Source organism: Streptomyces sp. NPDC093544 (assembly GCF_040683495.1).
Classification (GTDB): domain Bacteria; phylum Actinomycetota; class Actinomycetes; order Streptomycetales; family Streptomycetaceae; genus Streptomyces.
The window spans coordinates 1-22,914 of the sequence record NZ_JBFBEA010000032.1 but is presented as its reverse complement, the minus strand read 5'-3'; the positions used below and the strand labels follow the sequence as shown (position 1 = coordinate 22,914).

22 protein-coding genes and 1 pseudogene are annotated in these 22,914 nt (G+C 69.7%); 9 read left to right on the top strand and 14 right to left on the bottom strand.

Going from position 1 to position 22,914, the window contains the following annotated elements:
• Positions 1 to 48 precede the first annotated feature (48 nt).
• The 3 genes from AB0N66_RS35885 to AB0N66_RS35875 form a co-directional block, all read right to left on the bottom strand.
• Positions 49 to 876: a hypothetical protein gene (locus AB0N66_RS35885; RefSeq protein ID WP_365443133.1), complete on the bottom strand. Its 828-nt coding sequence runs from the start codon at positions 874 to 876 to the stop codon at positions 49 to 51.
• A 215-nt stretch (positions 877 to 1,091) separates the two neighbouring features.
• Complete coding sequence (locus AB0N66_RS35880; protein WP_365443001.1) at positions 1,092 to 1,979, bottom strand: hypothetical protein; 888 nt, start codon at positions 1,977 to 1,979, stop codon at positions 1,092 to 1,094.
• Positions 1,976 to 2,689 carry a hypothetical protein gene (locus AB0N66_RS35875; RefSeq protein WP_365442999.1) on the bottom strand — a complete coding sequence of 238 codons (714 nt, stop codon included), beginning with the start codon at positions 2,687 to 2,689 and terminating at the stop codon, positions 1,976 to 1,978. The genes AB0N66_RS35880 and AB0N66_RS35875 overlap by 4 nt, the downstream gene beginning before the upstream one ends.
• Before the next feature lie 223 nt (positions 2,690 to 2,912).
• On the opposite strand from AB0N66_RS35875, the gene AB0N66_RS35870 reads away from it, so the two are divergent.
• The gene (locus AB0N66_RS35870) at positions 2,913 to 3,275 is read left to right on the top strand and encodes a DsrE family protein (RefSeq protein WP_365442997.1); all 363 of its coding nucleotides are present in this window, start codon (positions 2,913 to 2,915) and stop codon (positions 3,273 to 3,275) included.
• Here AB0N66_RS35870 and AB0N66_RS35865 read toward each other — a convergent pair.
• The 9 genes from AB0N66_RS35865 to AB0N66_RS35825 form a co-directional block, all read right to left on the bottom strand.
• Positions 3,269 to 3,652 carry a VOC family protein gene (locus tag AB0N66_RS35865; protein WP_365442995.1) on the bottom strand — a complete coding sequence of 128 codons (384 nt, stop codon included), beginning with the start codon at positions 3,650 to 3,652 and terminating at the stop codon, positions 3,269 to 3,271. The genes AB0N66_RS35870 and AB0N66_RS35865 overlap by 7 nt on opposite strands.
• A gap of 46 nt (positions 3,653 to 3,698) precedes the next feature.
• The gene (locus AB0N66_RS35860) at positions 3,699 to 3,959 is read right to left on the bottom strand and encodes a DUF3099 domain-containing protein (RefSeq protein ID WP_365442992.1); all 261 of its coding nucleotides are present in this window, start codon (positions 3,957 to 3,959) and stop codon (positions 3,699 to 3,701) included.
• Positions 3,960 to 4,036: 77 nt separating this feature from the next.
• Positions 4,037 to 4,324, bottom strand: a complete 288-nt coding sequence (locus AB0N66_RS35855; protein ID WP_054232391.1) for a DUF1416 domain-containing protein — start codon at positions 4,322 to 4,324, stop codon at positions 4,037 to 4,039.
• 55 nt (positions 4,325 to 4,379) lie between these two features.
• Positions 4,380 to 5,219 carry a sulfurtransferase gene (locus tag AB0N66_RS35850; protein ID WP_365442990.1) on the bottom strand — a complete coding sequence of 280 codons (840 nt, stop codon included), beginning with the start codon at positions 5,217 to 5,219 and terminating at the stop codon, positions 4,380 to 4,382.
• A 585-nt stretch (positions 5,220 to 5,804) separates the two neighbouring features.
• On the bottom strand, positions 5,805 to 6,548 hold the full coding sequence (locus AB0N66_RS35845) for a DUF2993 domain-containing protein (protein ID WP_365442988.1): 744 nt from the start codon (positions 6,546 to 6,548) through the stop codon (positions 5,805 to 5,807).
• A 276-nt stretch (positions 6,549 to 6,824) separates the two neighbouring features.
• A complete protein-coding gene (locus AB0N66_RS35840; RefSeq protein WP_365442986.1) occupies positions 6,825 to 7,649 on the bottom strand; it encodes a maleylpyruvate isomerase family mycothiol-dependent enzyme in 825 nt (274 codons plus the stop codon).
• Between the two features lie 67 nt (positions 7,650 to 7,716).
• On the bottom strand, positions 7,717 to 8,910 hold the full coding sequence (locus tag AB0N66_RS35835) for a hypothetical protein (protein WP_365442984.1): 1,194 nt from the start codon (positions 8,908 to 8,910) through the stop codon (positions 7,717 to 7,719).
• Between the two features lie 8 nt (positions 8,911 to 8,918).
• Positions 8,919 to 9,173, bottom strand: a complete 255-nt coding sequence (locus AB0N66_RS35830) for a MoaD/ThiS family protein (protein WP_365442982.1) — start codon at positions 9,171 to 9,173, stop codon at positions 8,919 to 8,921.
• 60 nt (positions 9,174 to 9,233) lie between these two features.
• Positions 9,234 to 10,109, bottom strand: coding sequence for an alpha/beta hydrolase (locus AB0N66_RS35825; RefSeq protein ID WP_365442980.1), 876 nt, complete (start codon positions 10,107 to 10,109; stop codon positions 9,234 to 9,236).
• Between the two features lie 255 nt (positions 10,110 to 10,364).
• Between AB0N66_RS35825 and AB0N66_RS35820 the strand changes: the two genes are divergently transcribed.
• The 7 genes from AB0N66_RS35820 to AB0N66_RS35790 all read left to right on the top strand — a co-directional run bounded on the left by AB0N66_RS35820 (position 10,365) and on the right by AB0N66_RS35790 (position 17,106).
• Positions 10,365 to 11,183 carry a response regulator transcription factor gene (locus tag AB0N66_RS35820; RefSeq protein ID WP_365442978.1) on the top strand — a complete coding sequence of 273 codons (819 nt, stop codon included), beginning with the start codon at positions 10,365 to 10,367 and terminating at the stop codon, positions 11,181 to 11,183.
• Positions 11,184 to 11,206: 23 nt separating this feature from the next.
• Positions 11,207 to 12,229 carry a LacI family DNA-binding transcriptional regulator gene (locus AB0N66_RS35815; RefSeq protein ID WP_365442976.1) on the top strand — a complete coding sequence of 341 codons (1,023 nt, stop codon included), beginning with the start codon at positions 11,207 to 11,209 and terminating at the stop codon, positions 12,227 to 12,229.
• 144 nt (positions 12,230 to 12,373) lie between these two features.
• On the top strand, positions 12,374 to 13,591 hold the full coding sequence (locus tag AB0N66_RS35810; RefSeq protein ID WP_365442974.1) for a trypsin-like peptidase domain-containing protein: 1,218 nt from the start codon (positions 12,374 to 12,376) through the stop codon (positions 13,589 to 13,591).
• 40 nt (positions 13,592 to 13,631) lie between these two features.
• Complete coding sequence (locus AB0N66_RS35805) at positions 13,632 to 13,871, top strand: hypothetical protein (RefSeq protein WP_365442972.1); 240 nt, start codon at positions 13,632 to 13,634, stop codon at positions 13,869 to 13,871.
• Between the two features lie 107 nt (positions 13,872 to 13,978).
• The gene (locus tag AB0N66_RS35800; RefSeq protein ID WP_365442970.1) at positions 13,979 to 14,710 is read left to right on the top strand and encodes a response regulator transcription factor; all 732 of its coding nucleotides are present in this window, start codon (positions 13,979 to 13,981) and stop codon (positions 14,708 to 14,710) included.
• Entirely contained in the window at positions 14,707 to 16,176 is a 1,470-nt protein-coding gene (locus tag AB0N66_RS35795) for a HAMP domain-containing sensor histidine kinase (protein ID WP_365442968.1), read from the top strand. Before AB0N66_RS35800 ends, AB0N66_RS35795 begins: the two co-directional genes overlap by 4 nt.
• Positions 16,177 to 16,275: 99 nt before the next feature.
• A complete protein-coding gene (locus AB0N66_RS35790; RefSeq protein WP_365442966.1) occupies positions 16,276 to 17,106 on the top strand; it encodes a response regulator transcription factor in 831 nt (276 codons plus the stop codon).
• A 407-nt stretch (positions 17,107 to 17,513) separates the two neighbouring features.
• On the opposite strand, the pseudogene AB0N66_RS35785 reads toward AB0N66_RS35790, so the two are convergent.
• A pseudogene (locus AB0N66_RS35785) lies at positions 17,514 to 19,226 on the bottom strand (ABC transporter ATP-binding protein); the annotation flags it as partial.
• A gap of 520 nt (positions 19,227 to 19,746) precedes the next feature.
• Positions 19,747 to 21,549, bottom strand: coding sequence for a bifunctional metallophosphatase/5'-nucleotidase (locus AB0N66_RS35780; RefSeq protein WP_365442964.1), 1,803 nt, complete (start codon positions 21,547 to 21,549; stop codon positions 19,747 to 19,749).
• Between the two features lie 288 nt (positions 21,550 to 21,837).
• Between AB0N66_RS35780 and mshD the strand changes: the two genes are divergently transcribed.
• Positions 21,838 to 22,764 carry a mycothiol synthase gene (mshD, locus tag AB0N66_RS35775; protein WP_365442962.1) on the top strand — a complete coding sequence of 309 codons (927 nt, stop codon included), beginning with the start codon at positions 21,838 to 21,840 and terminating at the stop codon, positions 22,762 to 22,764.
• Positions 22,765 to 22,914 lie beyond the last annotated feature (150 nt).

The window sequence follows — 22,914 nt, the reverse complement described above, 5'->3', positions numbered from 1 at the left end:
TCTAGTGGGGTGGGGCCCGGCCTTCACCGCGAGGTGCACCCTGGCGGCTCAGTCGAGCAGCTGGCTCTGCAGGATCACCGTCTGCTCGAACGGAAGGGCCTCCGCAGTGCCCTTGCGGGACTGCAGGACCACGGCGACGGTGTCCGCCGCCGAGAGGTACGCCTGCCGGACCTGCTCGGGGCCGTAGGGCTTGCTCTCCACGTACGAGTACCGCGTGACGTCGGCGACCTGGGCGTCCTCGGCGAACCCTGTGTACGTCTCGGACGCTTCGGCGCCGCGCGCCGTGTGCACCGGGGAGTTGTAGCTGATGAGCTCGCTGGAGACCAAGTCGTCGGCGACAGCCGCGGTGCCGAACTGCAGCAGGTAGATCCGCGTGTGCGTGCCGTCCGGCGTGGTCCAGCCGTGCGCCGCGATGTGCCGCAGCCCGTAGTCGGTCAGCAGCTGCCCGACGGTCTCCCGGTCGTACTTCGTGGCGTACTCCGCCAGGAAGGTCTTCGTCGCCAGCCAGCCGTCCTCGCCGCGCAGCGCCGCGTCGGCCTTCGCGCCCTTCGGAGCCGGGAGTACGAGCTTTCGCAGGTCGGCGTAGTGGGCGCCGGCCGTGTTCGCCTCGGCGAACGGGCCCGGGCTGCCGGAGGGCAGCGGCGGCTTGCTGATCGTCGGGTACTCCCAACGCCCGTCCGGCTCGGTCGCCAGCCCCGGTACGTCGGTCCGCTCCATCTGCGTGATGCCGTACGCCGCCGACGTACCGACCGCCGCGAAGACCACGACGGCGGCCGTCCAGCGCAGCACGGCGCGGAGGACCCGGCGGTCCTTCTTGACGGGCGGCACGGACTCGGCGGGCGTCTCGGCAGAGACCTCGGGGAGTGCCTCGGGCATCGGCGGCAGTGGAGCCTGCACCTCGGCCTGCACCTCGGCCTGCACCTCGGCCTGCGTCCCGGCCTGCACCTCGGCCTGCGTCCCGGCCTGCACCTCGGCCTGCGTCTGATCCTCGACCGGCGTCGGCTGCTCTACCGATGCCGGTGGCTCGACCTGCTCGCTCTGCCCGGTCCGTTCACTCAGCCCGGTCTTCTCACTCTGATCCTGCTCGGTCGTCATACCGCCTCCCCCGGCTCCGCGATGCGGTCGAGCTGCTCGCGCAGCAGCGTCGCGACTCCTTTGGTGTCCAGTGGCTTGACCCCGCTCGCGGTGGCGCTGACCAGCACGTCACCCTGGTAGGCGGAGCAGACCATCATGTCGAGCTCGCTGTCGGCCTCCTTGGGCGGAAGGAAGCACTTGGCGTTCTTGTGACCCTCGATCTCGGGTCCCTTGCGGAAGATGTCGACGGCGTCGAGGAAGTCGTTCTGGAACGTCGACATGTCCCGGACCGTCGCCTGGTCCTTCATCTGGGCCAGCACAATGCTCACGGTGTAGACACTGTCACTGGCGAGCACGGAGTCGGTCGCACTCTCCGCGTGCAGATAGCTGCGCATCACCATGCCCTTGGTGGGCTCTTTGTCGATCTGCTTCTCCAGCTCCCGTCGCTGAGAACGGGGCAGGTCGCGGAGCGACTCCTTGCGCAGGGCGGTGGCCTGGCCCCCGCTGAGGGAGACGTCGGCGCCGAACTCGGCGATGTCCGGGCCTCGGCTCCAGCTGATGTCGTCGTACGGCACGAGCATGGCGGCGAGCCCGGAAGCGGCCTTGGCCGCCTTGGCGTCGTCCTTCGCGGCCTTCGGGAACTTCCAGGTCGGCGCGCCCGCGTCACGGTCGGCGTCCTGGACGGTCACGACGGTGTAGCCGGCACCGCCGATGACGGCACCGGCCAGGAGAACGGAACCGGCGATGGCGGCGATGCGGCCACGACGTACGGGCTTCTTGGCGGGCGCGGCTTCAGCGGCCGATTCCGCGTGGGACCCCACGGAGTCCACGGAGGCCACCGGCCCCTCCGCCTCCACCGGCTCCACCGGCTCCACCGGCTCCACAGTTGTCGGTTGCTCGTTCACAGCCGCTCCATCTGCCGCTCGGCCAGGTCCATGATCTTCGCCTTGGGGATCGGCTTGCTGTCGTAGATCCAGATCTCCATGGCGATGTCACCACGCCAGGCGTGCGCCTCCGCGCTGTACAACGGCAGATAGCCGGCCTCGATCTCGGGCTTGTCAGTGACGTAGGCCATCCCGTCGCCCGTGCCGGGGATGGGCCACTCACTGGTGCCATCCACCTCCCACAGGTCGCTTCTGTCCGCCGCGTCGAGGTTCTCCTCCTGGCGGTACTGCACGAGCCGGATCTCGACGCTGTACGAGCTGCCCACGTCCCAGCCGGTCGCGACCGCGCGCCGGAACTCGGCACCGGCCAGGTCGCTGAACATTTCGTCCGACCTCAGCAGCTGGCCCGCGTAGTCGGCCATGGTCAACCAGCCGTCGGCACCGGATTCCGCGTCCTGCGCCCCCTTCGGCTTCGTGAGCAGCAGCTTGCGCAGGTCGCCGTCGGTCTTCACCTTGCGGTCCTGCGCGGCCGACAGGGGCTCGGGCCCCTCGCCCTTGGCCTGCGCAAGCACCGGCTGTGAGAGCGACGGCAGCTTGGTGGGCTCACGGTCGGCCTGGACCAGGAAACCGGCGCAGGTACCGGCGACGAGGCCGAGCACGGCGGCGGTGGCGATCAACAGGGTCGTACGACCGCGTCGGCGCCGCCCGGGAGCGGGCACAGGCACGGGCACGGCGTCAGGTATCTCGGGTATCTCGGGTGTGTCAGGGGCTCCAGGCGCCTCGAACACCCCCGGTTCTTCGGGTACTTCAGACACTTCGGGTACTTCCACAACGTCCCCCCACGAACGCGAAGCACGGATTCCATATCCGCGCTCACAGGAGACTCATGGTCCGTACCTCGGGTTGCACGGGAGTTGATCACGATTCGGAGTACCACCCGACTACCATTCCGCCATGGCGAAGAAGCTCGTGATCAAGGTGACGGCGGGGGCCGATGCCCCCGAGCGGTGCTCGCAGGCGTTCACGGTCGCGGCGGTGGCCGTGGCCAGTGGTGTCGAGGTGTCCCTGTGGCTGACCGGCGAGTCCGCGTGGTTCGCGCTGCCGGGCCGCGCCGCCGAGTTCGAGCTGCCGCACGCGGCGCCGCTGCCCGATCTGATCGACTCGATCCTGGCGGCCGGCCGCATCACCCTGTGCACACAGTGCGCGGCCCGGCGGGAGATCACGGAGAAGGACGTCATCGAGGGCGTACGGATCGCGGGGGCGCAGGTGTTCGTGCAGGAGGCGATGGCGGAGGAGACGCAGGCGCTCGTCTACTGAGGCGCGGGCCGCTCCGGCACCCAGAGGCAGAACGGGTGTCCCGCCGGATCGAGGAAGACCCGTACGTCCTCCTGCGGCTGGTGGTCGGCGAGCCTGGCGCCCTCGGCAAGGGCCCGCGCCGTCTCCGCGGCCAGGTCGTCCACCTCGATGTCGAGGTGGAGCATCATGCGCTGGTCGCCGGGGCCCGCGGGCCAGACCGGCGGGACGTAGCCGCTCGATGTCTCGAACGCGAGCGCGGTGCCGCCCCCGAGTGGGCCGATCAGCATCCAGTCGGGCTCCTCCGCGCGGACCACATAGCCGAGGAGCCGCAGATAGAACCCGGCGAGCGCATGCGCGTCGGATGCCTCGAAGGCGACGGTCGACAGCCTCACGCTCACACGTACCCCCGTATGACAGATGACAGGGCCGGACCCTGAGCCACGTCTAGGGCCGCCGCTTCTTCCCGTCCAGCTCGTCCCACCAGTCGTCGGACTTGGGGTCACCCGAAGGGTCGTCCCACCAGCGGTCGTCGGGCCCTCGCCGATTGGCCGCCATCGCGGCCACCGGCGGGATCACCATCGCCACCACACACATCCCCACGGCTACGGGAACCGACCAGATCCGTACGACTCCCCAGGCCAGGACGAACAGCCCGATGCACGTCCCCATCATGGCGAAGTAGACGCGCCGCCGTCGTGCGTACATACGTCCAGGGTAGGCCCGCGCACGGCGAAAGGCCGTACTCCAGCGCCCGGAGTACGGCCCTTCAGCTGCTGCTGCCGTCAGACGGCGATGGCGACCTCGGCGAGGCCGCCCGTCTGGGCGACGACCGTGCGGTCCGCGGTGCCTCCGGGGACCAGGGCCCGTACGGTCCAGGTGCCCTCGGCCGCATAGAAGCGGAACTGGCCCGTCGCGGAGGTGGGAACCTCCGCGGTGAACTCACCGGTCGAGTCCAGGAGGCGGACGTAACCGGTGACAGGCTCGCCGTCGCGGGTCACCTGGCCCTGGATCGTGGTCTCACCGGGCTTGATCGTCGAGGCGTCGGGACCGCCGGCCTTCGCTCCACACATATTTCGCTTCCGTCCTTCAGGCCTTGACTTGCCGTTCTTGCCGTTCTTGTCCGAATTACTTGTTGGCGCCGAGCTCGATCGGCACGCCGACGAGGGAGCCGTACTCGGTCCAGGAGCCGTCGTAGTTCTTGACGTTCTCGACACCGAGGAGCTCGTGCAGCACGAACCAGGTGAGCGCGGAACGCTCACCGATGCGGCAGTACGCGATCGTGTCCTTGGCCAGGTCGACCTGCTCCTCGGCGTAGAGCTCCTTGAGCTCGTCGTCCGACTTGAAGGTGCCGTCGTCGTTGGCGTTCTTCGACCACGGGATGTTGCGCGCGGACGGGACGTGACCCGGACGCTGCGACTGCTCCTGCGGCAGGTGGGCCGGCGCGAGCAGCTTGCCGCTGAACTCGTCGGGCGAACGCACGTCGACCAGGTTCTGCGAGCCGATGGCCGCCACGACATCGTCGCGGAAGGCGCGGATCGCGGTGTTCTGGGCCTTGGCCTTGTAGTCGGTCGCGGCGCGCTCGGGCACCTCGACGACCAGGTCGCGGGAGTCCAGCTCCCACTTCTTGCGGCCGCCGTCGAGAAGCTTCACGTTCTCGTGGCCGTACAGCTTGAAGTACCAGTAGGCGTACGACGCGAACCAGTTGTTGTTGCCGCCGTAGAGCACGACGAGGGTGTCGTTGCCGATGCCCTTCGCCGACAGGAGCTTCTCGAAGCCCTCCTGGTCGATGAAGTCGCGGCGGACCGGGTCCTGGAGGTCCTTCGTCCAGTCGATCCGGATGGCGTTCTTGATGTGGTTCTTCTCGTACGCGGACGTGTCCTCGTCGACCTCGACGATGGCCACGCTGGGGTCGTCCAGGTGGGCCTGGACGAAGTCGGCGTCCACCAGGACGTCACTGCGGCTCATGCTCGTTCTCCTCCGGGGCAGTTGCGGCGGGGCGGGGCTTTGGGAGAGGGGTGCGCGCTCACGCCGATGGCGGCTGCGCGGCAACAGGATGGCCCTGACACGAGAGGTCAAAAGGCCCGGCTCGCGGAAGTGACGACGCTTCCGCTCAGAAAGTGCGACAGAGCATGGCGGCGACGCGGCACAGGTCCACTGCCCGCCGCTTCGTGAAATCCGCCTGCCCCCGAGACCGGAGGACGCTCAAATTGCACTGCATGTCCACGATCGTAGGGACGGACAGCCGGGGATGTCACCGGCGTATCGAATGTTGAGACGCGATCGTCCGCCATATGGGAACGATGGAGTGCCGAGGCTACGTCCGTACGATTTCCGGGCACCTGTACGCGCTCGGCACCCGGCATCACATCTGTAGGACGGACGGGAACGTCTCGCCCTTCGGACCACATGCCCGGCCTGAAGCCGTCATACCCGGCCCTGGAGCCCTGCCCTGTCGATCGCGCGCCCGGTCCTGGAGCCCTGCCCTACCGATCGCGCGCCCGGTCGAGGAGCCACGCCCTTTCGGACCGGATACCCGGCCCGGGAGCCCTCTTACCCGACCAGCCTGATGTCCGAACCCTTCACCGAGATGTCGACGCCGCCCTTGGCCGCCACGACCTTGTCGAGCTGGATGCCGCCGGGCAGCTGGTCGATCTTCTGCTCGAAGTCGGTGACCGAGCGGACGGTGTTCTCGGCGAGGTCGACGCCCAGGTTCGGCAGGGTGTCGGCGTGCACCTTCACCGTGTCGCCTTCGACGCTGACCGAGCTGAGCACGGAGATCGGCTCGGGCACCTTGGTGCCGAGGACGGTCGCCTCGACGGTGACCTTGATCTTGCCGTTGCCGCCGTCGGAGAGGCCGACGACCTGGGCGGTGACGCCGTCCGTGACCTCCGTGGTCTCGGACTTGGCGGCCTTGAGCAGTTCGGCGTACGTGATGCTCGCCGTGCCGGTGGCGGTGGTGGCCGTGGCGGTGCTGTAGCTGCCGCTGAAGACGACGCCGTGCATCTCGGCGTTGAGGTCGTCGATGCGGATGGTGCTGACGGTGTCGTTCGTGCCGCTCGTCGACGCCTCGTAGTCCTTGATGCCGATCTTCACGTCGTCGAGCTCGCCGCCAAGGGCCTGGGTGAGGAAGGGGAAGCCCTCGATGGACACGTCGGGGGTGCTGGCCAGACCCTCGGTGGTCCTGATCCGGTTCGCCGCCTCGTCCTCCGCGAAACCGACCGCCACCCGGTCCGCGATGACGAACAGGCCGCCCAGGATGACGGCGACGACCAGGATTATTCGCAGTGCACGCATGCTCGCTGTTTCCCCAACCTCGGCCTGGCGCCGACGATCCGTGACGACCCCCGAAACGGCCGAGTGGCCGCCAAGCGCCGAGCCTAACCTTGAAAGACCCCCGAATTGGCAGCCCTTTCGAACAGTTGTCGATCAGCTGTGACGAACATGCGGCGGCAAGGGGCCTGCTCACGGCCGACGGCCAAGGCCGGTTCACGGGCAGCGGCCAAGGCCATTTCACGGGCAGCGGCCAGGGCCCGCTCACGGTCGACAGCCAGGGACCAGCCGGTCAGCCGATCAGCCGAAAGCGACCCGGTCCAGCCAGAAGTCGAGCAGCCCGGTGTCGCCCTCGACGACCAGGGCGCCGTCGGCCACGGGGCGGCGGCGGTAGACGGCCAGCAGGAGTTCGAGCAGCGGACCCCGCACCGTCACCGCGGCGGACTCGGCCGACCGGCGCCAGGCGAGCACGTCGCCCGTCAGGTCCACCAGCCAGGACGCCTCGACGCCGTCCCGTACGTCGGTGGCCTCGAAGCGGAGGGTGCGGCCGGGGCCGAGGAGCTCCCGCTGGCGCGGGTGGAAGTCGAGCATCTCCGGCAGCGAGCCCAGTTCCATCCACTCGTCGAGGCCGTCGGCGGCCACCTCCGGGGCGAGCGTGTAGGCGCCCTTGAGCGCCAGGACCGCGTCGGCCCGGTGGAGGGCGGCCTCATGGGTCATCCGGCGCGCGAAGAAGGACGGGTTCCGCGGGCCCCTGGGGAGCGGCGTCCACACGTCCGCGTCGGGACCGGTCTTCCGGAGCGTGGCCGCGAACTGCTCGGCACCCTCGGTGAGCCAGTCGGCGAGCATCACCGGGTCCTCCCCGACGTACGGGGAGAGATCGCGGAAGTCGAGGTCGGGCGGCGGCTGCGCGGCCCGCGTGTGGACGATCTCCTCGGCCCAGCGCTGGCCGCCGCCCAGGTGGCGCACCAGCTGGTTGACGGTCCAGCCGGGGCAGGTCGGCACCTCGGCCGCGAGGTCCGCGCCGGGGAGGACGGCCGCGAGGAGTCCGGCCTGCGTGACGATCTCGGCGCAGTACCGCTCGAAGTCCAGCCCCTCGCCCACTGCCGTGAAGGGTTCCTCATGCATGGGTGTCCTCTCGGGAGGGGCGCCGGGCCGTCAAGGTACGTCAAGTACCTCAGTTGCTTCAGTTGCTTCAGGCGAAGGCGCGCCCCAGCAGGTAGACGGCCGGCGCCGCGGCGGCCAGCGGAAGGGCCACGCCCGCGGTGAAGTGAACGAAGCGGGACGGGTAGTCGTAGCTGGCGACCCGGTGGCCGACCAGCGCGCAGACGCCCGCGCCGAGGCCCAGGAAGGCGCCCTGCGTGCCGACGTCCGTCATCCCGCCGACCGCGATTCCGGCGCCCGCGGCGGCCAGCAGCGCCACCACCACGGAGGCCGCCGTGGGCAGCGGCAGCGCACGGGCGAGCACCGCCACGGCGACCGCGACGGCGCCCACCGTCACGGCGTCCGGCTCGGCCGCGAGATACCCGGTCGCGATGATCGCAAGCGCCGCCGAGACGACGGTCGCCATCAGCCCGGACATCCGGGTGTCCGCGTCGGCGTGACTGCGCAGCTGGAGCACGAGGGTGAGCAGCACCCACACCCCGAGGGTGCCGAGGATCGCGGCGGGCGCGTTCTCCCGGCCCGCGGCAAGCAGTGCCACGTCGGCGGTCAGCGCGCCCGCGAACGCCAGCGCGATGCCCTGCCGGGCCGGCCACATCCCGTTCAGCCGGAACCATCCGGCCGCGGTGACGGCCTGCAGCAGTACGAGGGGTACGACGAGGGCGTACTCCCCGATCGCCGCCGCACCGGAGAGCAGCAGCCCGAGCAGCGCGGTGAGCGCCGCCGGCTGGATCCCGGGTTCGATGATGGGCGAGCGGCCCTCGGCGCGGGCGCGCTGGGCGTCGGTGACGCGGGGGTTGCCGGTGACGGTCGGGGGGCCGTAGCCGGGGCCGTCCTCGACGTCGGGGGCGTACGCCTGGGCCTGCGGCTGGGGCTGCGGCTCGCGGGCCCACCCCTGGGCTGCCTCGGCCGCGGCCTCCGGCGGGAGGGGCTGGGCCGCCGGTGTGGGGGCGTACCCGTACGCCTGCGGCTCGCCGTAACTCTGGCCCTGCGGCTCGCCGTACGCCTGCTGGTACCCCTGCGGCGGCAGGTACGCGGTGTCCGGCGCCGACACCAGGGGGGCGTGGGTCTGTGTCTCCCAGGTCTGCCCCTCCCACTGCTGCGTGTGCTGCTGCCAGTCGGGCCCCGCCGCGGGCTGCTGATGCTGGGGAGGCTGGGGAGGCTGCTGGTACGGGTCGTAGCCCTCGTACGGGGGCTCGTACTGCGGATCGTAGGGCTGGTTGCTCATCGTCTCGGTCACCCTCCTGCGAACGGCGGGAGCACCTCGACCGTGCCGCCCTCGGCCAGCCGTACCGTCTCATGCCCGCGGGTTCCCACGGGGTCACCGTCGATGAGGAACGAGCATCGCCGCAGTACGCGGACGAGTTCGCCGGGGTGTCGCTCGCGGGCCGTGTCGAGCGCCTCGGCGAGGGTCTCGGCCTCGTACGGCTCCTCGGCGACGCCGGCGGCGGACTTGGCCGCGGCCCAGTAACGCACCGTGCCCTTTGCCATCACGTTCCTCAGTCAGTGGTCCGTCAGTCGTCATGGTCGGTCGCTGTGAACACGGTCAGGCTAGCCCGCGTGGGTGGCGGCCCATGCCCCGATGCGGGCCAGGAGCTCGTCATCGGCGGCGTTCTCGGCGTGACCCATCCCACGCTCCAGCCAAAGATCGGCGTGCCCGTCGGCCGCCGCGGCCAGCATCCGGGGGTGGTCGACGGGGAAGTAGCCGTCACTGTCGCCGTGGACGATCAGCAGGGGTGTGGGCGCGATCAGGGGGACCGATTCGACAGGGGAGGCCGGGACCGGGTTCCAGCCGCGGCCGTGGATCCGGGTGTGCAGATAGCAGCGGGTGACGGCGCGGCCGACCGGCTGGGTTACCAGCCAGTGCACGCGCCGCATAGGGGCCGTACCCCGGTAGTACCAGCGGGCCGGTGCGCTCACCGAAACCACGGCGTCCGTACGCGCTTCCGTACGCCCCTCGTGCTCCTGCCCCTGCTGCTGCCCCTGCTCCTGCCCCGCCGCCCCGTGCAACGCCGCGTGCCGCAGCACCACGGAACCGCCCATCGAGAAGCCGACGGTCACGACCCTCTGGTGCCCGAGCTCCCGCGCCCAGGCGACCACGGCGGCCAGATCGTGGACCTCCCGGTCGCCGACGGTGGAGCGGCCGCCGGATCTACCGTGACCGCGGAAGGAGAATGTGACGACCGCCGCGTTCCGCGACAGGACGTCCGCCGCGCGGCGGACGTGCGGGCGGTCCAGATCGCCCGTGAAACCGTGTGCGACGACGATCGCCAGGTCACCGGATGGCCGCGTTCCAGGGTCGTACGCCGCATCAATCGTGATCCCGTCGACCGTGCGCAGAAACCTCCGCAAAGGGGTGCGCCGGGTCGTCTCAAGGGATGGACGAAGGGAAGATCCCGTGACTTGACCTGCCGGACCTGAGCTCATGTGGGCTATTCTGACGGCCAGAGGACTCGGGCAGAGTAGCCCCCGAGTCCTTTTGTGCATTCTTAACCGTTGTATACGAAGCGGGAAACCGCAGGTGTACGAAGGCCACGAACGCATAGCGACTCCCAGGGACGCGGGAGACGCAAGAACGAAGCAGTGCCGCAAACGTCCTCGCAGGGACCGAGGAGGAACCGACGTTATGGGCAAGCGAACCGTGCATGACCTTGTGACGACGACCCAGGCAGGTGGGGCGCGATGAGTTCTCTTCTGCTCCTGACCAATGCTCTTCAGCCGTCGACGGAGGTGCTTCCCGCTCTCGGCCTGCTCCTGCACAACGTGCGAGTGGCCCCGGCGGAAGGCCCCGCTCTCGTCGACACCCCGGGTGCCGACGTCATCCTGATCGACGGACGCCGCGATCTCCCCCAAGTACGCAGCCTTTGCCAGCTGTTGCGCTCCACGGGACCCGGCTGTCCGCTCATCCTCGTCGTGACGGAGGGCGGCCTCGCGGCTGTCACCGCCGACTGGGGCATCGACGATGTACTGCTCGACACCGCCGGTCCGGCCGAGGTCGAGGCGCGACTGCGTCTTGCCATGGGCCGCCAGCAGATCGTCAACGACGACTCCCCCATGGAGATCCGCAACGGCGATCTCTCCGTGGACGAGGCGACGTACAGCGCGAAGCTCAAGGGCCGGGTCCTCGACCTGACCTTCAAGGAGTTCGAGCTCCTCAAGTACCTGGCGCAGCACCCGGGCCGTGTGTTCACGCGCGCTCAGCTGCTCCAGGAGGTCTGGGGCTACGACTACTTCGGTGGTACGCGGACGGTCGACGTCCACGTACGACGGCTGCGCGCGAAGCTCGGAATCGAGCACGAATCGCTGATCGGGACCGTCCGGAACGTCGGTTATCGATTCGTTACACCGGAGAAGGTGGACCGCACCACGGACGAGGCGAAGGCCAAGGCGGCCCAGCCAAAGCCGGAGGATGCGGACGAGACGGCGCACCTCGACGCGGTCGACGCCGCGGAGGCCACAGCTCCGGCACAGGAAGTAGCCGTACGGCCTGCCCAGGGGTAGGTCCATCCGCGTAGACTCCGCGCGTGGCCAAGGTAACTCGGGATGATGTGGCGCGGCTGGCGGGTACTTCGACCGCCGTGGTCAGCTATGTCATCAACAACGGACCGAGGCCGGTTGCCCCGGCCACGCGCGAGCGCGTTCTCGCCGCGATCAAGGAGCTGGCGTACCGGCCCGACCGGGTCGCCCAGGCCATGGCGTCGCGGCGGACCGAGCTCATAGGCCTGATCGTGCCGGACGCACGCCAGCCCTTCTTCGGGGAGATGGCGCACGCGGTCGAACAGGCCGCCGCCGAGCGCGGAAAAATGGTGCTTGTCGGCAACTCCGACTACGTCGCGGAGCGCGAGGTCCACTATCTGCGCGCCTTCCTCGGCATGCGGGTCTCCGGGCTGATCCTCGTCAGCCACGCCCTCAATGACAACGCCGCCGCCGAGATCGAGGCCTGGGACGCCCGCGTCGTGCTGCTGCACGAACGTCCCGAGGCCATCGACGACGTCGCGGTCGTCACGGACGACATCGGTGGCGCCCAGCTCGCCACCCGCCATCTGCTGGATCACGGGTACGACTACGTCGCCTGTCTCGGCGGTATCGCGGAGACCCCGACGGTCGGCGACCCGGTCTCCGACCACGTCGAGGGCTGGCGGCGCGCGATGCAGGACGCCGGGATCCCCACGGAGGGCCGGCTCTTCGAGGCGCCGTACAACCGCTACGACGCCTACCAGGTCGGCCTCCAGCTCCTTGCCGGACCGGACCGCCCGCCCGCCATCTTCTGCTCCACCGACGACCAGGCGATCGGCGTGCTGCGGGCCGCGCGCGAGCTGCGTATCGACGTGCCGGGCGAGCTGGCCGTGGTCGGCTTCGACGACGTCAAGGAAGCGGCGCTGACGGACCCGCCGATGACGACGATCGCCACCGACCGTACGGCGATGGCCCGCGCGGCCGTCGACCTGGTCCTCGACGACGGCCTGCGAGTCGCGGGGTCGCGCGGCGAGCGGGTGAAGCTGTTCCCGTCGCGGCTGGTGCTACGGCGGTCCTGCGGCTGCGAGTAGCCCCGCCGGAGGAGCGGTCGGGAAGTGCCCCCGATCCCTTGTTTTACGGGCCTCCAGCGTCTTTATATCGGGCATACGAGCTTCTGTCGGGCTTCTCAGCGGGCGCTCAGGGAGCTCTCATGATGGGGCGACAGTCTCTGTTCCATGACCGAGAGCTTCCGCCGCAGCGGCGAGTACGAGCACCCCCAGCAGGGGGACGAGTCCGGGTACGTTCAGGGCAGCGAGCAGCCCCCGTACCCCCAGCAGCAAGCTTCCTCCCCCGTGAACCCCGAGTGGCCGCCCCCGCCGGCGCACCAGCCGGTGCAGCCCGTCGCCGTGGAGCCGGGCACCACCGTATGGCCGGGCGCCGGTCAGGGTGGCAGCGGCGGGAACGACTACGGCCAGGGCGAGGGCGCCTACGGCGGTTACCCCGAGCCGGCCGCGGCGAGCACCGCCGTACTCACGGCCGAGCCCGCGCCGCCCACCCACCACACCCCGAAGAAGCGCGCCAAGGGTCCGCTGGCCCTCCTCGCCGCCGTCGCGATAGTCGCCGCGGCCATCGGAGGCGGCACCGCGTACGGCATCCAGGAACTGACCGGCAACGACACCGTGTCGAGCAGCACCAGCACCAGCGTCGTACCCACCGCCGACAAGGGCACCGTCGCCGGCGTCGCCAAGGCGGTCAGCCCGAGCATCGTCGAGATCACCGCCTCCTCCAACGCCGGTGAGGCCACCGGTTCCGGCGTGATCATCACGACCGGCGGCGAGATCATCACCAACAACCACGTCGTCTCGGGCGCCTCCACGATCAAGGTGCAGCTGAGCGACGGCAAGTCGTACACCGCGAGCGTCGTCGGCACCGACAGCGCCAAGGACCTCGCGCTGATCAAGCTGGACAGCGCGCCCTCCGGTCTGAAGACCGCGACGCTCGGCGACTCCGCCGGCGTCCAGGTCGGCGACGAGGTCGTCGCGATCGGCTCCCCCGAGGGCCTGACCGGCACCGTCACCAGCGGCATCGTCTCCGCCCTGAACCGTGACGTCACCGTCTCCACGGACGAGAGCCAGGGCCAGCAGCAACAGCAGGGCGGCGGCAGCGGCCAGTGGCCGTTCGAGTTCGGCGGCCAGCAGTTCAACGGCGACACCGGTTCGTCCACGACGACGTACAAGGCGCTCCAGACGGACGCGTCCCTCAACCCGGGCAACTCCGGCGGCGCCCTCATCGACATGAACGGCAACATCATCGGCATCAACTCCGCGATGTACTCCGCCGCGGACGCCACGAGCTCGTCGAGTGCGGGCAGCGTCGGCCTCGGCTTCGCCATCCCGATCAACACCGTCAAGTCCGACCTGGCAACCCTTCGCGCAGGCGGCTCGGACAGCTGAGACGCCCCCGCCGGGGCCGTAAGTGAGCAAGGAGTTCGACATGACCACGCAGATCAAGCAGACCGAGCAGGCTTCGGCCGAGCAGCCCTCGATCAAGCAGCTCTCGATCAAGCAGGTTTCGCACGGGGTCCCGGGCGACGACCCGGCCGGTCTCGGCCTGGCCCTCGCGGTGGCCCGCGAGCTGCACACTCCGGTGAGCCGGGCTCCTGAGGTCTCCACGGCCGCCGCCCAGCGGTCCCGCCGGACTCCCGCCCGCCGCCGTACCGGCGTACGAGGCTGATCCCTCGTCCGCATGGCTGATCCTTTACGGCCCTACGACGCAGCCCGGAAACGTGCGAGGCTGAAAGCGACCGGCCCCGTCCCACCGCACCCGAGGAACCCACGCCCATGAGCCCCGCCGAAGGCGACCGTGAACCCCAGCGCATCCTGATCGTCGACGACGAGCCGGCTGTGCGTGAAGCACTCCAGCGCAGCCTTGCCTTCGAGGGATACGACACCCAGGTCGCGGTCGACGGGGCGGACGCCCTCGAAAAGGCGACCGCCTACCAGCCCGACCTGGTCGTCCTCGACATCCAGATGCCGAGGATGGACGGTCTGACGGCCGCCCGCCGGATGCGCGGCGCGGGCACCACCACCCCCATCCTCATGCTGACCGCGCGCGACACCGTCGGCGACCGCGTCACCGGGCTCGACGCCGGCGCCGACGACTACCTCGTCAAGCCCTTCGAACTCGACGAACTCTTCGCCCGCGTCCGGGCGTTGCTGCGGCGCAGCTCGTACGCCGCCGCCGCGGTCGGGGTTCCCGAGGACGACGCCCTCACCTTCGGCGACCTGCGCATGGACCTCGCGACCCGCGAGGTCACCCGCGCGGGGCGTGCCGTGGAACTGACCCGCACGGAGTTCACACTCCTGGAGATGTTCCTCGCCCACCCGCGCCAGGTCCTCACCCGCGAGCAGATCCTGAAGTCGGTCTGGGGCTTCGACTTCGAGCCGTCCTCCAACTCCCTCGACGTGTACGTCATGTACCTCCGCCGCAAGACCGAGGCGGGCGGCGAGCCGCGCCTTGTCCACACGGTGCGGGGTGTGGGGTATGTCCTGCGGTCGGGCGGCGCGGAGTGAAATCGGTGGTACGCCGGATCCGAACCCTGCCGATCCGGTCCCGACTGGCGATGCTGGTCGCCGCGGCGGTGGCGTTCGGGGTGGCTGCGGTTTCGGTTACCTGTTGGTTCATCGTGCAGGGGAAGCTGTACGAGCAGGTGGACGAGGACCTGCGAGCGACAGTTCAGCCCCAGCTGATCAACCAGGTCCAGGGTGCGCTTGAGAACTGCACCCAGACTCCGCCGCAGAAAAGCAACACATTCGACGTCAAAGAGACCTACTACCTGCAACTGGTCCAAGCCGACGGAACACCCTGCGTGTCGGCGACCTCCGAAGGCGCGGTCAAGGTAACCGGCCGCGATACGGATGTCATCAAAAACGCGAGCAGTACCGGCGACAGCATCATTCGCAACGGCACCGACACCGACGGTAATGCCGTACGCGTCCTGACCACCCCCTTGACCGTCAGCCAAGGGCCCGGCGCCCGGCAAGCGCAGCTGTACCCCGGGGTCGCACTGCTCATCGCCGTCCCCCTCAAGGGCACCCAAGCCACCCTCAACGAGCTGGCCCTCGTGCTCCTCCTGGTCAGCGGCGTGGGAGTCATCGGCGCCGGTGCCGCCGGCCTCGCGGTCGCCCGCGCGGGCATGCGACCCGTCGACAAGCTCACCGATGCGGTGGAAAACATCGCGCGCACGGAAGACCTCTCGATCCGTATCCCGGTCGAGGACGACAGCGCGGACGAGATCGCCCGTCTCTCCCGTTCCTTCAACTCAATGACGTCCTCGCTGGCTTCCTCCCGAGAGCTGCAGCAGCAGCTCATCGCGGACGCCGGCCACGAACTCCGCACCCCCCTGACGTCATTGCGCACGAACATCGAACTCCTCGCCCGCAGCGAGGAGACGGGCCGGGCGATCCCCCCGGCGGACCGCAAGGCACTGCTCTCCTCGGTCACCGCGCAGATGACCGAACTGGCCGCGCTGATCGGCGACTTGCAGACGCTGTCGCGTTCGGACGCGGGTCATCAGGCGGACCGGCTTCAGGTGGTCGCGTTGCAGGAGACGGTGGACTCGGCGCTGCGCAGGGCGCGGCTGCGCGGACCGGAGCTGACGATCAGGGCCGACATCCGGCCCTGGTACGTACGGGCGGAACCGTCCGGCCTGGAGCGGGCGATCGTGAACATCCTCGACAACGCGGTGAAGTTCAGCCCCGAGGGCGGCACGGTCGACGTCACCCTCAGGGACGGCGAACTGACCGTCCGGGACCACGGCCCGGGCATCCCCACCGAGGAACTCCCCCACGTCTTCGACCGCTTCTGGCGCTCCCCGAGCGCACGAGCGTTGCCGGGCTCGGGCCTGGGCCTGTCGATCGTCGCGCGTACGGTGCAGCAGTCGGGCGGCGAGGTGTCCCTGACGCCCGCGGCGGGCGGCGGCACGGTGGCGACGGTACGGCTTCCGGGGGCGCCGACACCTCCGCCCGAGCTGTCGTAACCCTCGCGCCCTACGTCGACTGGTGTGGGAAGGCGGACCCCCAGCCTCCCCACACCCTCCTCCAAGCTCTCCCACAGCCCTCCGTTACACGTTGGGCGGATGGCGCGGAAGATCCTGCTGGCCGATGACGACGAGGCCGTACGAGAGGGGCTCGGCAGACTGCTCAGGTTCGAGGGGTACGAGACTGTCCTCGCCGTGGACGGCAGGGAGGCCCTCGACCTGGTCGCCGGGAAGGACGGCCTGCCCGACCTGGTGCTGATGGACGTCACCATGCCGGTCCTCGACGGGCTGGCCGCGACACGGCGGATCAGGGCCTCCGGGTCCACCGTGCCCATCCTGATGATCACCGGCCGGAACGCCGTCGGTGACCGTATCGTCGCCCTCGACAACGGCGCCGACGACTACCTCATGAAACCCTTCGCCGCCGAGGAACTCCTCGCGCGCGTAAGGGCGTTGCTGCGCCGCAGCCCCGCGCGGAAGCCGGCCGCGCCCCGCCCCGGCGACCGGCTCGCCTTCGAGGACGTCGCCATGGACCTGCGCGCCCGCACGGTGACCCGCGACGGCCAACTGCTCGACCTCACCAAGACGGAGTTCGGCCTGCTGGAGTACCTGCTCCGGCACCCTGCCAAGGTTCTCAGCCGCGCCAAGATCCTCAAGGCCGTCTGGGGCTTCGACTGCGAGCCGGCATCCAACACGCTGGACGTGTACGTGATGTATCTGCGCCGGAAGATGGAGCGCCGGGGCGGACCCCGGCTAGTCCACACCGTGCGGGGGCTGGGCTACACCCTGCGGACACCTGAGGCGTCGTCGTCCCGCGCAGTCGGCGCGTCAGGTGCGGCGGGTGCGCCGGGTACGACGGAGAGGGAGAGGCCCGGCACGCTCGGAACCCGCGGGGGCCGGGGCACACGCGGCACGCTCGGGATCAGGTAACCGCCGAGCCCCGGTGCCGAGCGGCCCGCCTCCGCCTTCGCACCGTCGAGCCCCGAAGCCGAACGGCCCGACTCCAAGGGCAGGCGCAGCCCCAGCACGAGAGTCGACTCGCCCAGCGCCGCCGTCGAGGTGGGCGGCGTGGTGACCGCCTTCCCCAGCGCCGCCGCCGAAGCAGCCAGCACCTTCGCCGATGTGGCCAGGGCGGTGGCCGAAGCGGCCAGCACCGCCGACGAAGCGGCCAACGCGGTATCCGAAGCGGCCAGCGCTGCATCCGAAGCCGAAGCGGCCACCGCCGCCGTAGTCGAGTAACCCAGTACCCCCGCCGACTCCCCCAGCACCCTCGTCGAATCGGCCGCCGAAAGCGACGCGGCTGCCGAGGCCCCCGAGCCCCCCAGCTCCGGCATCGCCAGCCGCGCGTACGCCCCGCCCCGAGCCATCAGCTCGTCGTGCGTGCCCGCCTCCACCAGCCGCCCGCCGTCCACGACGAGGATGCGGTCCGCGTCGGGGGCGAGGCTCAGGTCGTGGGTGATCATGATGGTCGTACGGCCCGCCATCAGGCGTCGTAGCGGCTGCACCACCCGGCGCGCGGCGACCGAGTCGAGGCCGGTGGTGGGCTCGTCGAGGACGAGGACCGGGGCGCCGCGCAGCATGGCGCGGGCGATGGCGATGCGCTGGAGCTGACCGCCTGAGAGGGTGGCGGTGCCGGGGGCGATCTCCGTGTCGTACCCGTCGGGAAGCGCATGGATGAACTCGTGCGCGAAGGCGTCGGACGCGGCCCTCTCAATGTCGGCCGGGGAAGCTCCCGGGCGCCCGCACCCGATGTTCTCGCGGATCGTGCCGTTCAGGATGAGGGTCTCCTGGGGCAGCAGCGCGACGTTCTCGCGCAGGAACTCCAGGGGTACGTCGGTCAGCGGGACCCCGTCCAGGCAGATCACGCCCGAGGAGGGGTCGTAGAAGCGGGTGAGGAGTTTGGAGAGCGTCGACTTTCCGGCGCCACTCGGGCCGGTGACGATGACGAGTTCGCCGGGGGCGGCGGTGAGGGTCACGTCGTGGAGGGAGTCGCGCTCGGCGCCCGGGTAGCGGAACGAGGCGTTGTGGAGGCTGACCCAGCCGCGTACGGGCCAGGCCCGGACCGGGTCGGCGGGGTCGGTGACCGCGGGCTCGGTGTCCAGGATCTCCGCCAGCCGTTCGGCCCCCGCCGTCGCCGCGGTGAGCGTCAGGCCGAGCTGGCCGAGGCTGCGGATCGGCGGATACAGGTAGCCGAGGAAGGCGGCGAAGGCGAGCAACTGGCCCAGCGTCATGCGCCTTTGGGCGATCTCCCAGACGCCCATGCCGATCACCGCGAGCACGCACAGCGTCTCGACGACCTCGACGAACTGCTCGTACATCTCACTGGCCCGCGCCCCGCGCACGGACGCCCGCATCCAGGCCCGCGCCTCGTGGTCGAGCCGCTTCTCCTCCGCTCCGCGGCGGTTGTACGCCTGGGTCAGCACGACGTTGCCGAGGGACTCCTCGACGACCGAGGTGATCGCACCGTCGGCGGCGCGCTCCTCCTGGGAGGACGTCCTGATGCGGCCGGCGAAGCGGCGGGCGGCGACGAGGAAGAGAGGGGCGAGGAGGAAGGTGACGAGGGCGAGGTCCCAGCGGAGCCAGAGGGCTGCGGCGGCGTAGAAGACGGCCGAGAAGGCGGCGGAGACGGTGCCGACGACACCGGACACCACCATCTGCTCGATGGCCTCGACGTCACCGGTGAGGCGTTCGACCAGGTCGCCCTGGCGGTGCTTCTGGAAGAAGTCGGGTGGCATGTCCTGGACGTGCCGGAAGACGTTCGCGCGCAGCCGCAGCACGAACCTCTCGGCGGTCCACACGGCGAGCGAGTTGCCGAGGTAGCCGACGATCGCGCCGAGAACGGCGACCGTGAGCCAGGTGCCGGCCGGTCCCCAGAACTTGGAGAGCCTGCCGAACTTCAGCGCGTGATCGGTGAGATCCGCGAAGATCAGGATCGACGCCGTCTCGGCGAGCGCGGCCACGATCACGCAGCAGATAATCAGCACCAGCCATTTACGGTCACCGCGCGTCAGTGGCCAGAACCGCGCGAACGCCTCCCGGACTTCCCGCATGTCGACTCAACTCCCCTTTCCGTTCCGGAACATGGCCGAGGCGGGGTCACCGGAGCAATTCCGGTGACCCCGCCTCGTCGCGGCTGCTAGCGGTCCTGGTGACCCACCGGGCGCTTCGGAGCCTTCTTCGCCGTCTTCTTCTTCGGCTCGGGCTTGGGCGCGGCCTTGCTGGTCTTCTTGACCGGGGTGATCTTGTGGAAGCTCATGGTGTTCTCCTCTTCCGCTGCGATGTCGTGTGGTGAAATCCTGCCGCCGGAAGCTCCGTTCGCTTTCGACAAGAAAAACACTACGGGACAGCAAACCCGCAAATCACCAATTCGCCTTAGACCTCGGTGAATTGCACCTGAAAACAATTCTAAGCTCGGATTCGGAACCAACCCACGACTCACACAGAGTTTATTACAGGCCTCACATGGAATTTATCGGGGCGCTCGTAAGGATAAAGCAAAGGGGCCGGTACGCACTGGCGTACCGGCCCCACTCAGCTATTCGCTGCCCCTACTTCACTCCTACTTCATTCCTACTTCACGATCGTGATCCGGTTCGCCGCCGGCACCGGATACGGCGTCGTGGCCGACGAGTTGGCCGTCAGATACGACTCGAAGGCCGCGAGGTCGTCGCTGCCGACGAGGACGTCTCCGCCCTTGCCGAGTTCGGCGAAGCCGTCGCCGCCGCCCGCGAGGAAGGAGTTCATCGCGACGCGGTAGGTGGCCGCCGGGTCGATGGCCGCGCCGTTGAGCTTGACGGAGTCGACGACCACGCGCGCGGCGCCCGACTTCGTCAGGTCCAGCGTGTAGGTCAGCCCCGCCGAAACCTGAAGGATCTTCGGGGCAGCCTCGTTCAGGCCGCTGACCTGCTGCTGAAGGGCGGTGATCACCTGGGCGCCGGTGAGGTCGACCAGGTTGACGGTGTTGGCGAACGGCTGGACCGTGTACGCCTCGCCGAAGGTCACCACCCCGTCGCCCTCACTGCCGCTCGCCGCGTAGGTGAGCCCGGCGCGGATGCCGCCCGGGTTCATCACCGCGATGTCGGCTTCCGGGTCGAGGGACTTGGCGTGCGCGAGCTGCGCGTCGGCGATCAGGTCGCCGAGCGGGGACTCGGTGCCGGTGCTGGGGATCTCGCCCGCGATGTAGCCGATCGGGCGGGAGGCGATCGGGGCGGAGAGGGTCTTCCACCGGTCGATCAGAGCGGTCATGTCGGTGGCCTTCGCCACGTCACGGGTGACCACGTGGTTCGCGGACTTCACCGCCGTACGGGCGATGTCGCCGGTCCAGCGGTCGTACGTCAGCGTGGTGTCCGTGTAGAGGCGGCCGAAGGACGAGGCCGAGGTGACCATACGGGGGTTGCCCGCGGGGTCGTTGATCGTGCAGGCGTACGCCTGGTGGGTGTGGCCGGTGACCAGCGCGTCGACGGCCGGGGTGACGTTCTTGGCGATGTCGACGATCGGCCCGGAGATGCCGTCACCGGCGCCGGGGCTGTCGCAGTCGTAGTTGTACGACGTCGAGGCGGGCGCGCCGCCCTCGTGGATCAGCGCGACGATCGACTTCACGCCCTGCTTCTGGAGCTCCTTGGCGTACTTGTTGATCGTGGCGACCTCGTCCCCGAACTTCAGGCCCTTGACGCCCTCGGCGGAGACGATGTTCGGAGTGCCTTCGAGGGTCACGCCGATGAAGCCGACCTTGACGCCGTTCTGCTTCCACACCCAGTAGGGCTTGAGGATCGGCTTGCCGGTCTTCTCCTTGGTGACGTTCGCCGCGAGGTAGGGGAAGTTGGCGCCGTCGAACTCCTCGCTGTCGTCGTAACAGCCGTCCGTCGGGTGGCAGCCGCCGTTCTGGAGGCGGGCCAGTTCCGTGGCGCCCTCGTCGAACTCGTGGTTGCCGACGGAGGTGACGTCCAGGTCGAGGCCGTTGAGCGCTTCAATGGTCGGCTCGTCGTGGAAGAGTCCGGAGATCAGCGGGGAGGCGCCGACCATGTCACCGGCGGCGGCCGTGATCGAGTACTTGTTGCCCTTGCGGGCCTCGCGCAGGTGGGTGGCGAGGTACTCGACGCCGCCCGCGTCGATGGTCTTCGTGGTGCCGTCCTCCTGTACCTCGGTCACCCGGCCGGAAGAGCCCGACGGCGGCTCCAGGTTGCCGTGCAGATCGTTGAAGGAGAGCAGCTGTACGTCCTGGTAACGGCTGTTGCCAGGCTTGTGACCGGCGGACTTGTCCAGTGCAGGGCCGGCGCTCGCGGGCAGCGCGGCGGCCAGGGCACCGACGGTGGCCAGGCCCGCGGCACCCGCGAGTATGCGATACGTACGTCTGTGCCGGGGAGTCGGCGGCATGGATTCCCCCCAGGGAAGTGTGAGAGCTCCGGGAGCTGAGCGGGCTCCAGGAGATGCGAGAACTCCGAGAGCTGAGCGACAGCTGAGGTTTTGCACGCACTTTAGAATCAACGCGCGTAGCGCAACAGGGGGTTCGTGGTTACAGACAGGTTGCCTTTGCCTCTCGACCCATTTGCCGCTGCTTCTCGATCCGCTTGCCGCTGCCTCTCGATCGGTAGGCCGCTGCCTCTCGATCCGTATCCCGCTACCTCTCGATCCATCCGGGCGCCTCGCCGTACCCTCATATCCATGACCAGCGACGACACCGCACAGTCCGGCCTCTCCCGCTCCATCGAGACCTACTCCGCGCTCTCCCCGGCCCAGGCCGAGGACGTGCTCCGGCTCCTCGCGGAGGCCGCGAGGACCGACGGTCAGCAGGCGGTGTCCGAGCAGGGGCGTCTGCAGTTGAAGGGCGGTGCGCGTCCGGGCGTACGGCATCTGCTGCTGACCCTCGGAGACGAGCTGGTCGGGTATGCGCAGCTGGAGGACACCGATCCCGTGGAGGCCCCGGCCGCCGAGCTGGTCGTCCACCCGGCGCACCGCGGGCGCGGGCACGGCCGGGCGCTGGGCGCCGCGCTGCTCGCCGAGTCCGGGAAGCGGCTGCGGGTGTGGGCGCACGGCGGGCACCCCGCCGCCCGGCATCTCGCCCAGGTCCTCGGACTGACCCTCTTCCGCGAACTGCGCCAGATGCGGCGCCCGTTGACCGGCCTGGACCTGCCCGAGCCGAAGCTCTCGGACGGCGTGCACGTCCGCGCCTTCGTGCCGGGCCGGGACGACGCCGCCTGGCTCGCGGTGAACGCGGAGGCCTTCGCCCACCATCCCGAGCAGGGCTCCCTCACCCAGCGCGACCTGGACGACCGGATGGCCGAGCCGTGGTTCGACCCGTCGGGGTTCTTCCTCGCCTTCCGCGACGGCGAACTGATCGGCTTCCACTGGACGAAGGTGCACGCGGAGGAGCAGATCGGCGAGGTGTACGTCGTCGGTGTGCGCCCCGGTGCCCAGGGCGGGGGTCTGGGCAAGGCGCTCACCACGATCGGGCTCCGGCACCTCGCGGCGCAGGGGCTGCCCACCGCGATGCTGTACGTCGACGCCGACAACAAAGCGGCTGTCACGGTGTACGAGCGCCTCGGCTTCCACACCCACGAGACGGACCTGATGTACCGCAGCGAGTCGTAACCACCGACGGATACGGATCCCCGAGCCGGGCAGGGGCGGGGGTTTTCTTCGCCCCCTCCGCCCCGTTTCAGCCCGTCCGGCGTTTGAGGACGAGCGCGTTCAGCGCGACAGCGGGGGTCTGGGGGCGGCAGCCCCCAGGAACAAGGGACG

Coding starts and splice junctions, on each gene's coding strand:
- AB0N66_RS35805 (WP_365442972.1), top strand. CDS start 13,632: ATGACCACGCAGATCAAGCAGACCGAGCAGGCTTCGGCCGAGCAGCCC.
- AB0N66_RS35840 (WP_365442986.1), bottom strand. CDS start 7,649: ATGCATGAGGAACCCTTCACGGCAGTGGGCGAGGGGCTGGACTTCGAG.
- AB0N66_RS35870 (WP_365442997.1), top strand. CDS start 2,913: ATGGCGAAGAAGCTCGTGATCAAGGTGACGGCGGGGGCCGATGCCCCC.
- AB0N66_RS35790 (WP_365442966.1), top strand. CDS start 16,276: ATGGCGCGGAAGATCCTGCTGGCCGATGACGACGAGGCCGTACGAGAG.
- AB0N66_RS35835 (WP_365442984.1), bottom strand. CDS start 8,910: ATGAGCAACCAGCCCTACGATCCGCAGTACGAGCCCCCGTACGAGGGC.
- AB0N66_RS35825 (WP_365442980.1), bottom strand. CDS start 10,109: ATGAGCTCAGGTCCGGCAGGTCAAGTCACGGGATCTTCCCTTCGTCCA.
- AB0N66_RS35860 (WP_365442992.1), bottom strand. CDS start 3,959: ATGTACGCACGACGGCGGCGCGTCTACTTCGCCATGATGGGGACGTGC.
- AB0N66_RS35800 (WP_365442970.1), top strand. CDS start 13,979: ATGAGCCCCGCCGAAGGCGACCGTGAACCCCAGCGCATCCTGATCGTC.
- AB0N66_RS35845 (WP_365442988.1), bottom strand. CDS start 6,548: ATGCGTGCACTGCGAATAATCCTGGTCGTCGCCGTCATCCTGGGCGGC.
- AB0N66_RS35830 (WP_365442982.1), bottom strand. CDS start 9,173: ATGGCAAAGGGCACGGTGCGTTACTGGGCCGCGGCCAAGTCCGCCGCC.
- AB0N66_RS35820 (WP_365442978.1), top strand. CDS start 10,365: ATGAGTTCTCTTCTGCTCCTGACCAATGCTCTTCAGCCGTCGACGGAG.
- AB0N66_RS35885 (WP_365443133.1), bottom strand. CDS start 876: ATGCCCGAGGCACTCCCCGAGGTCTCTGCCGAGACGCCCGCCGAGTCC.
- mshD (WP_365442962.1), top strand. CDS start 21,838: ATGACCAGCGACGACACCGCACAGTCCGGCCTCTCCCGCTCCATCGAG.
- AB0N66_RS35855 (WP_054232391.1), bottom strand. CDS start 4,324: ATGTGTGGAGCGAAGGCCGGCGGTCCCGACGCCTCGACGATCAAGCCC.
- AB0N66_RS35780 (WP_365442964.1), bottom strand. CDS start 21,549: ATGCCGCCGACTCCCCGGCACAGACGTACGTATCGCATACTCGCGGGT.
- AB0N66_RS35810 (WP_365442974.1), top strand. CDS start 12,374: ATGACCGAGAGCTTCCGCCGCAGCGGCGAGTACGAGCACCCCCAGCAG.
- AB0N66_RS35850 (WP_365442990.1), bottom strand. CDS start 5,219: ATGAGCCGCAGTGACGTCCTGGTGGACGCCGACTTCGTCCAGGCCCAC.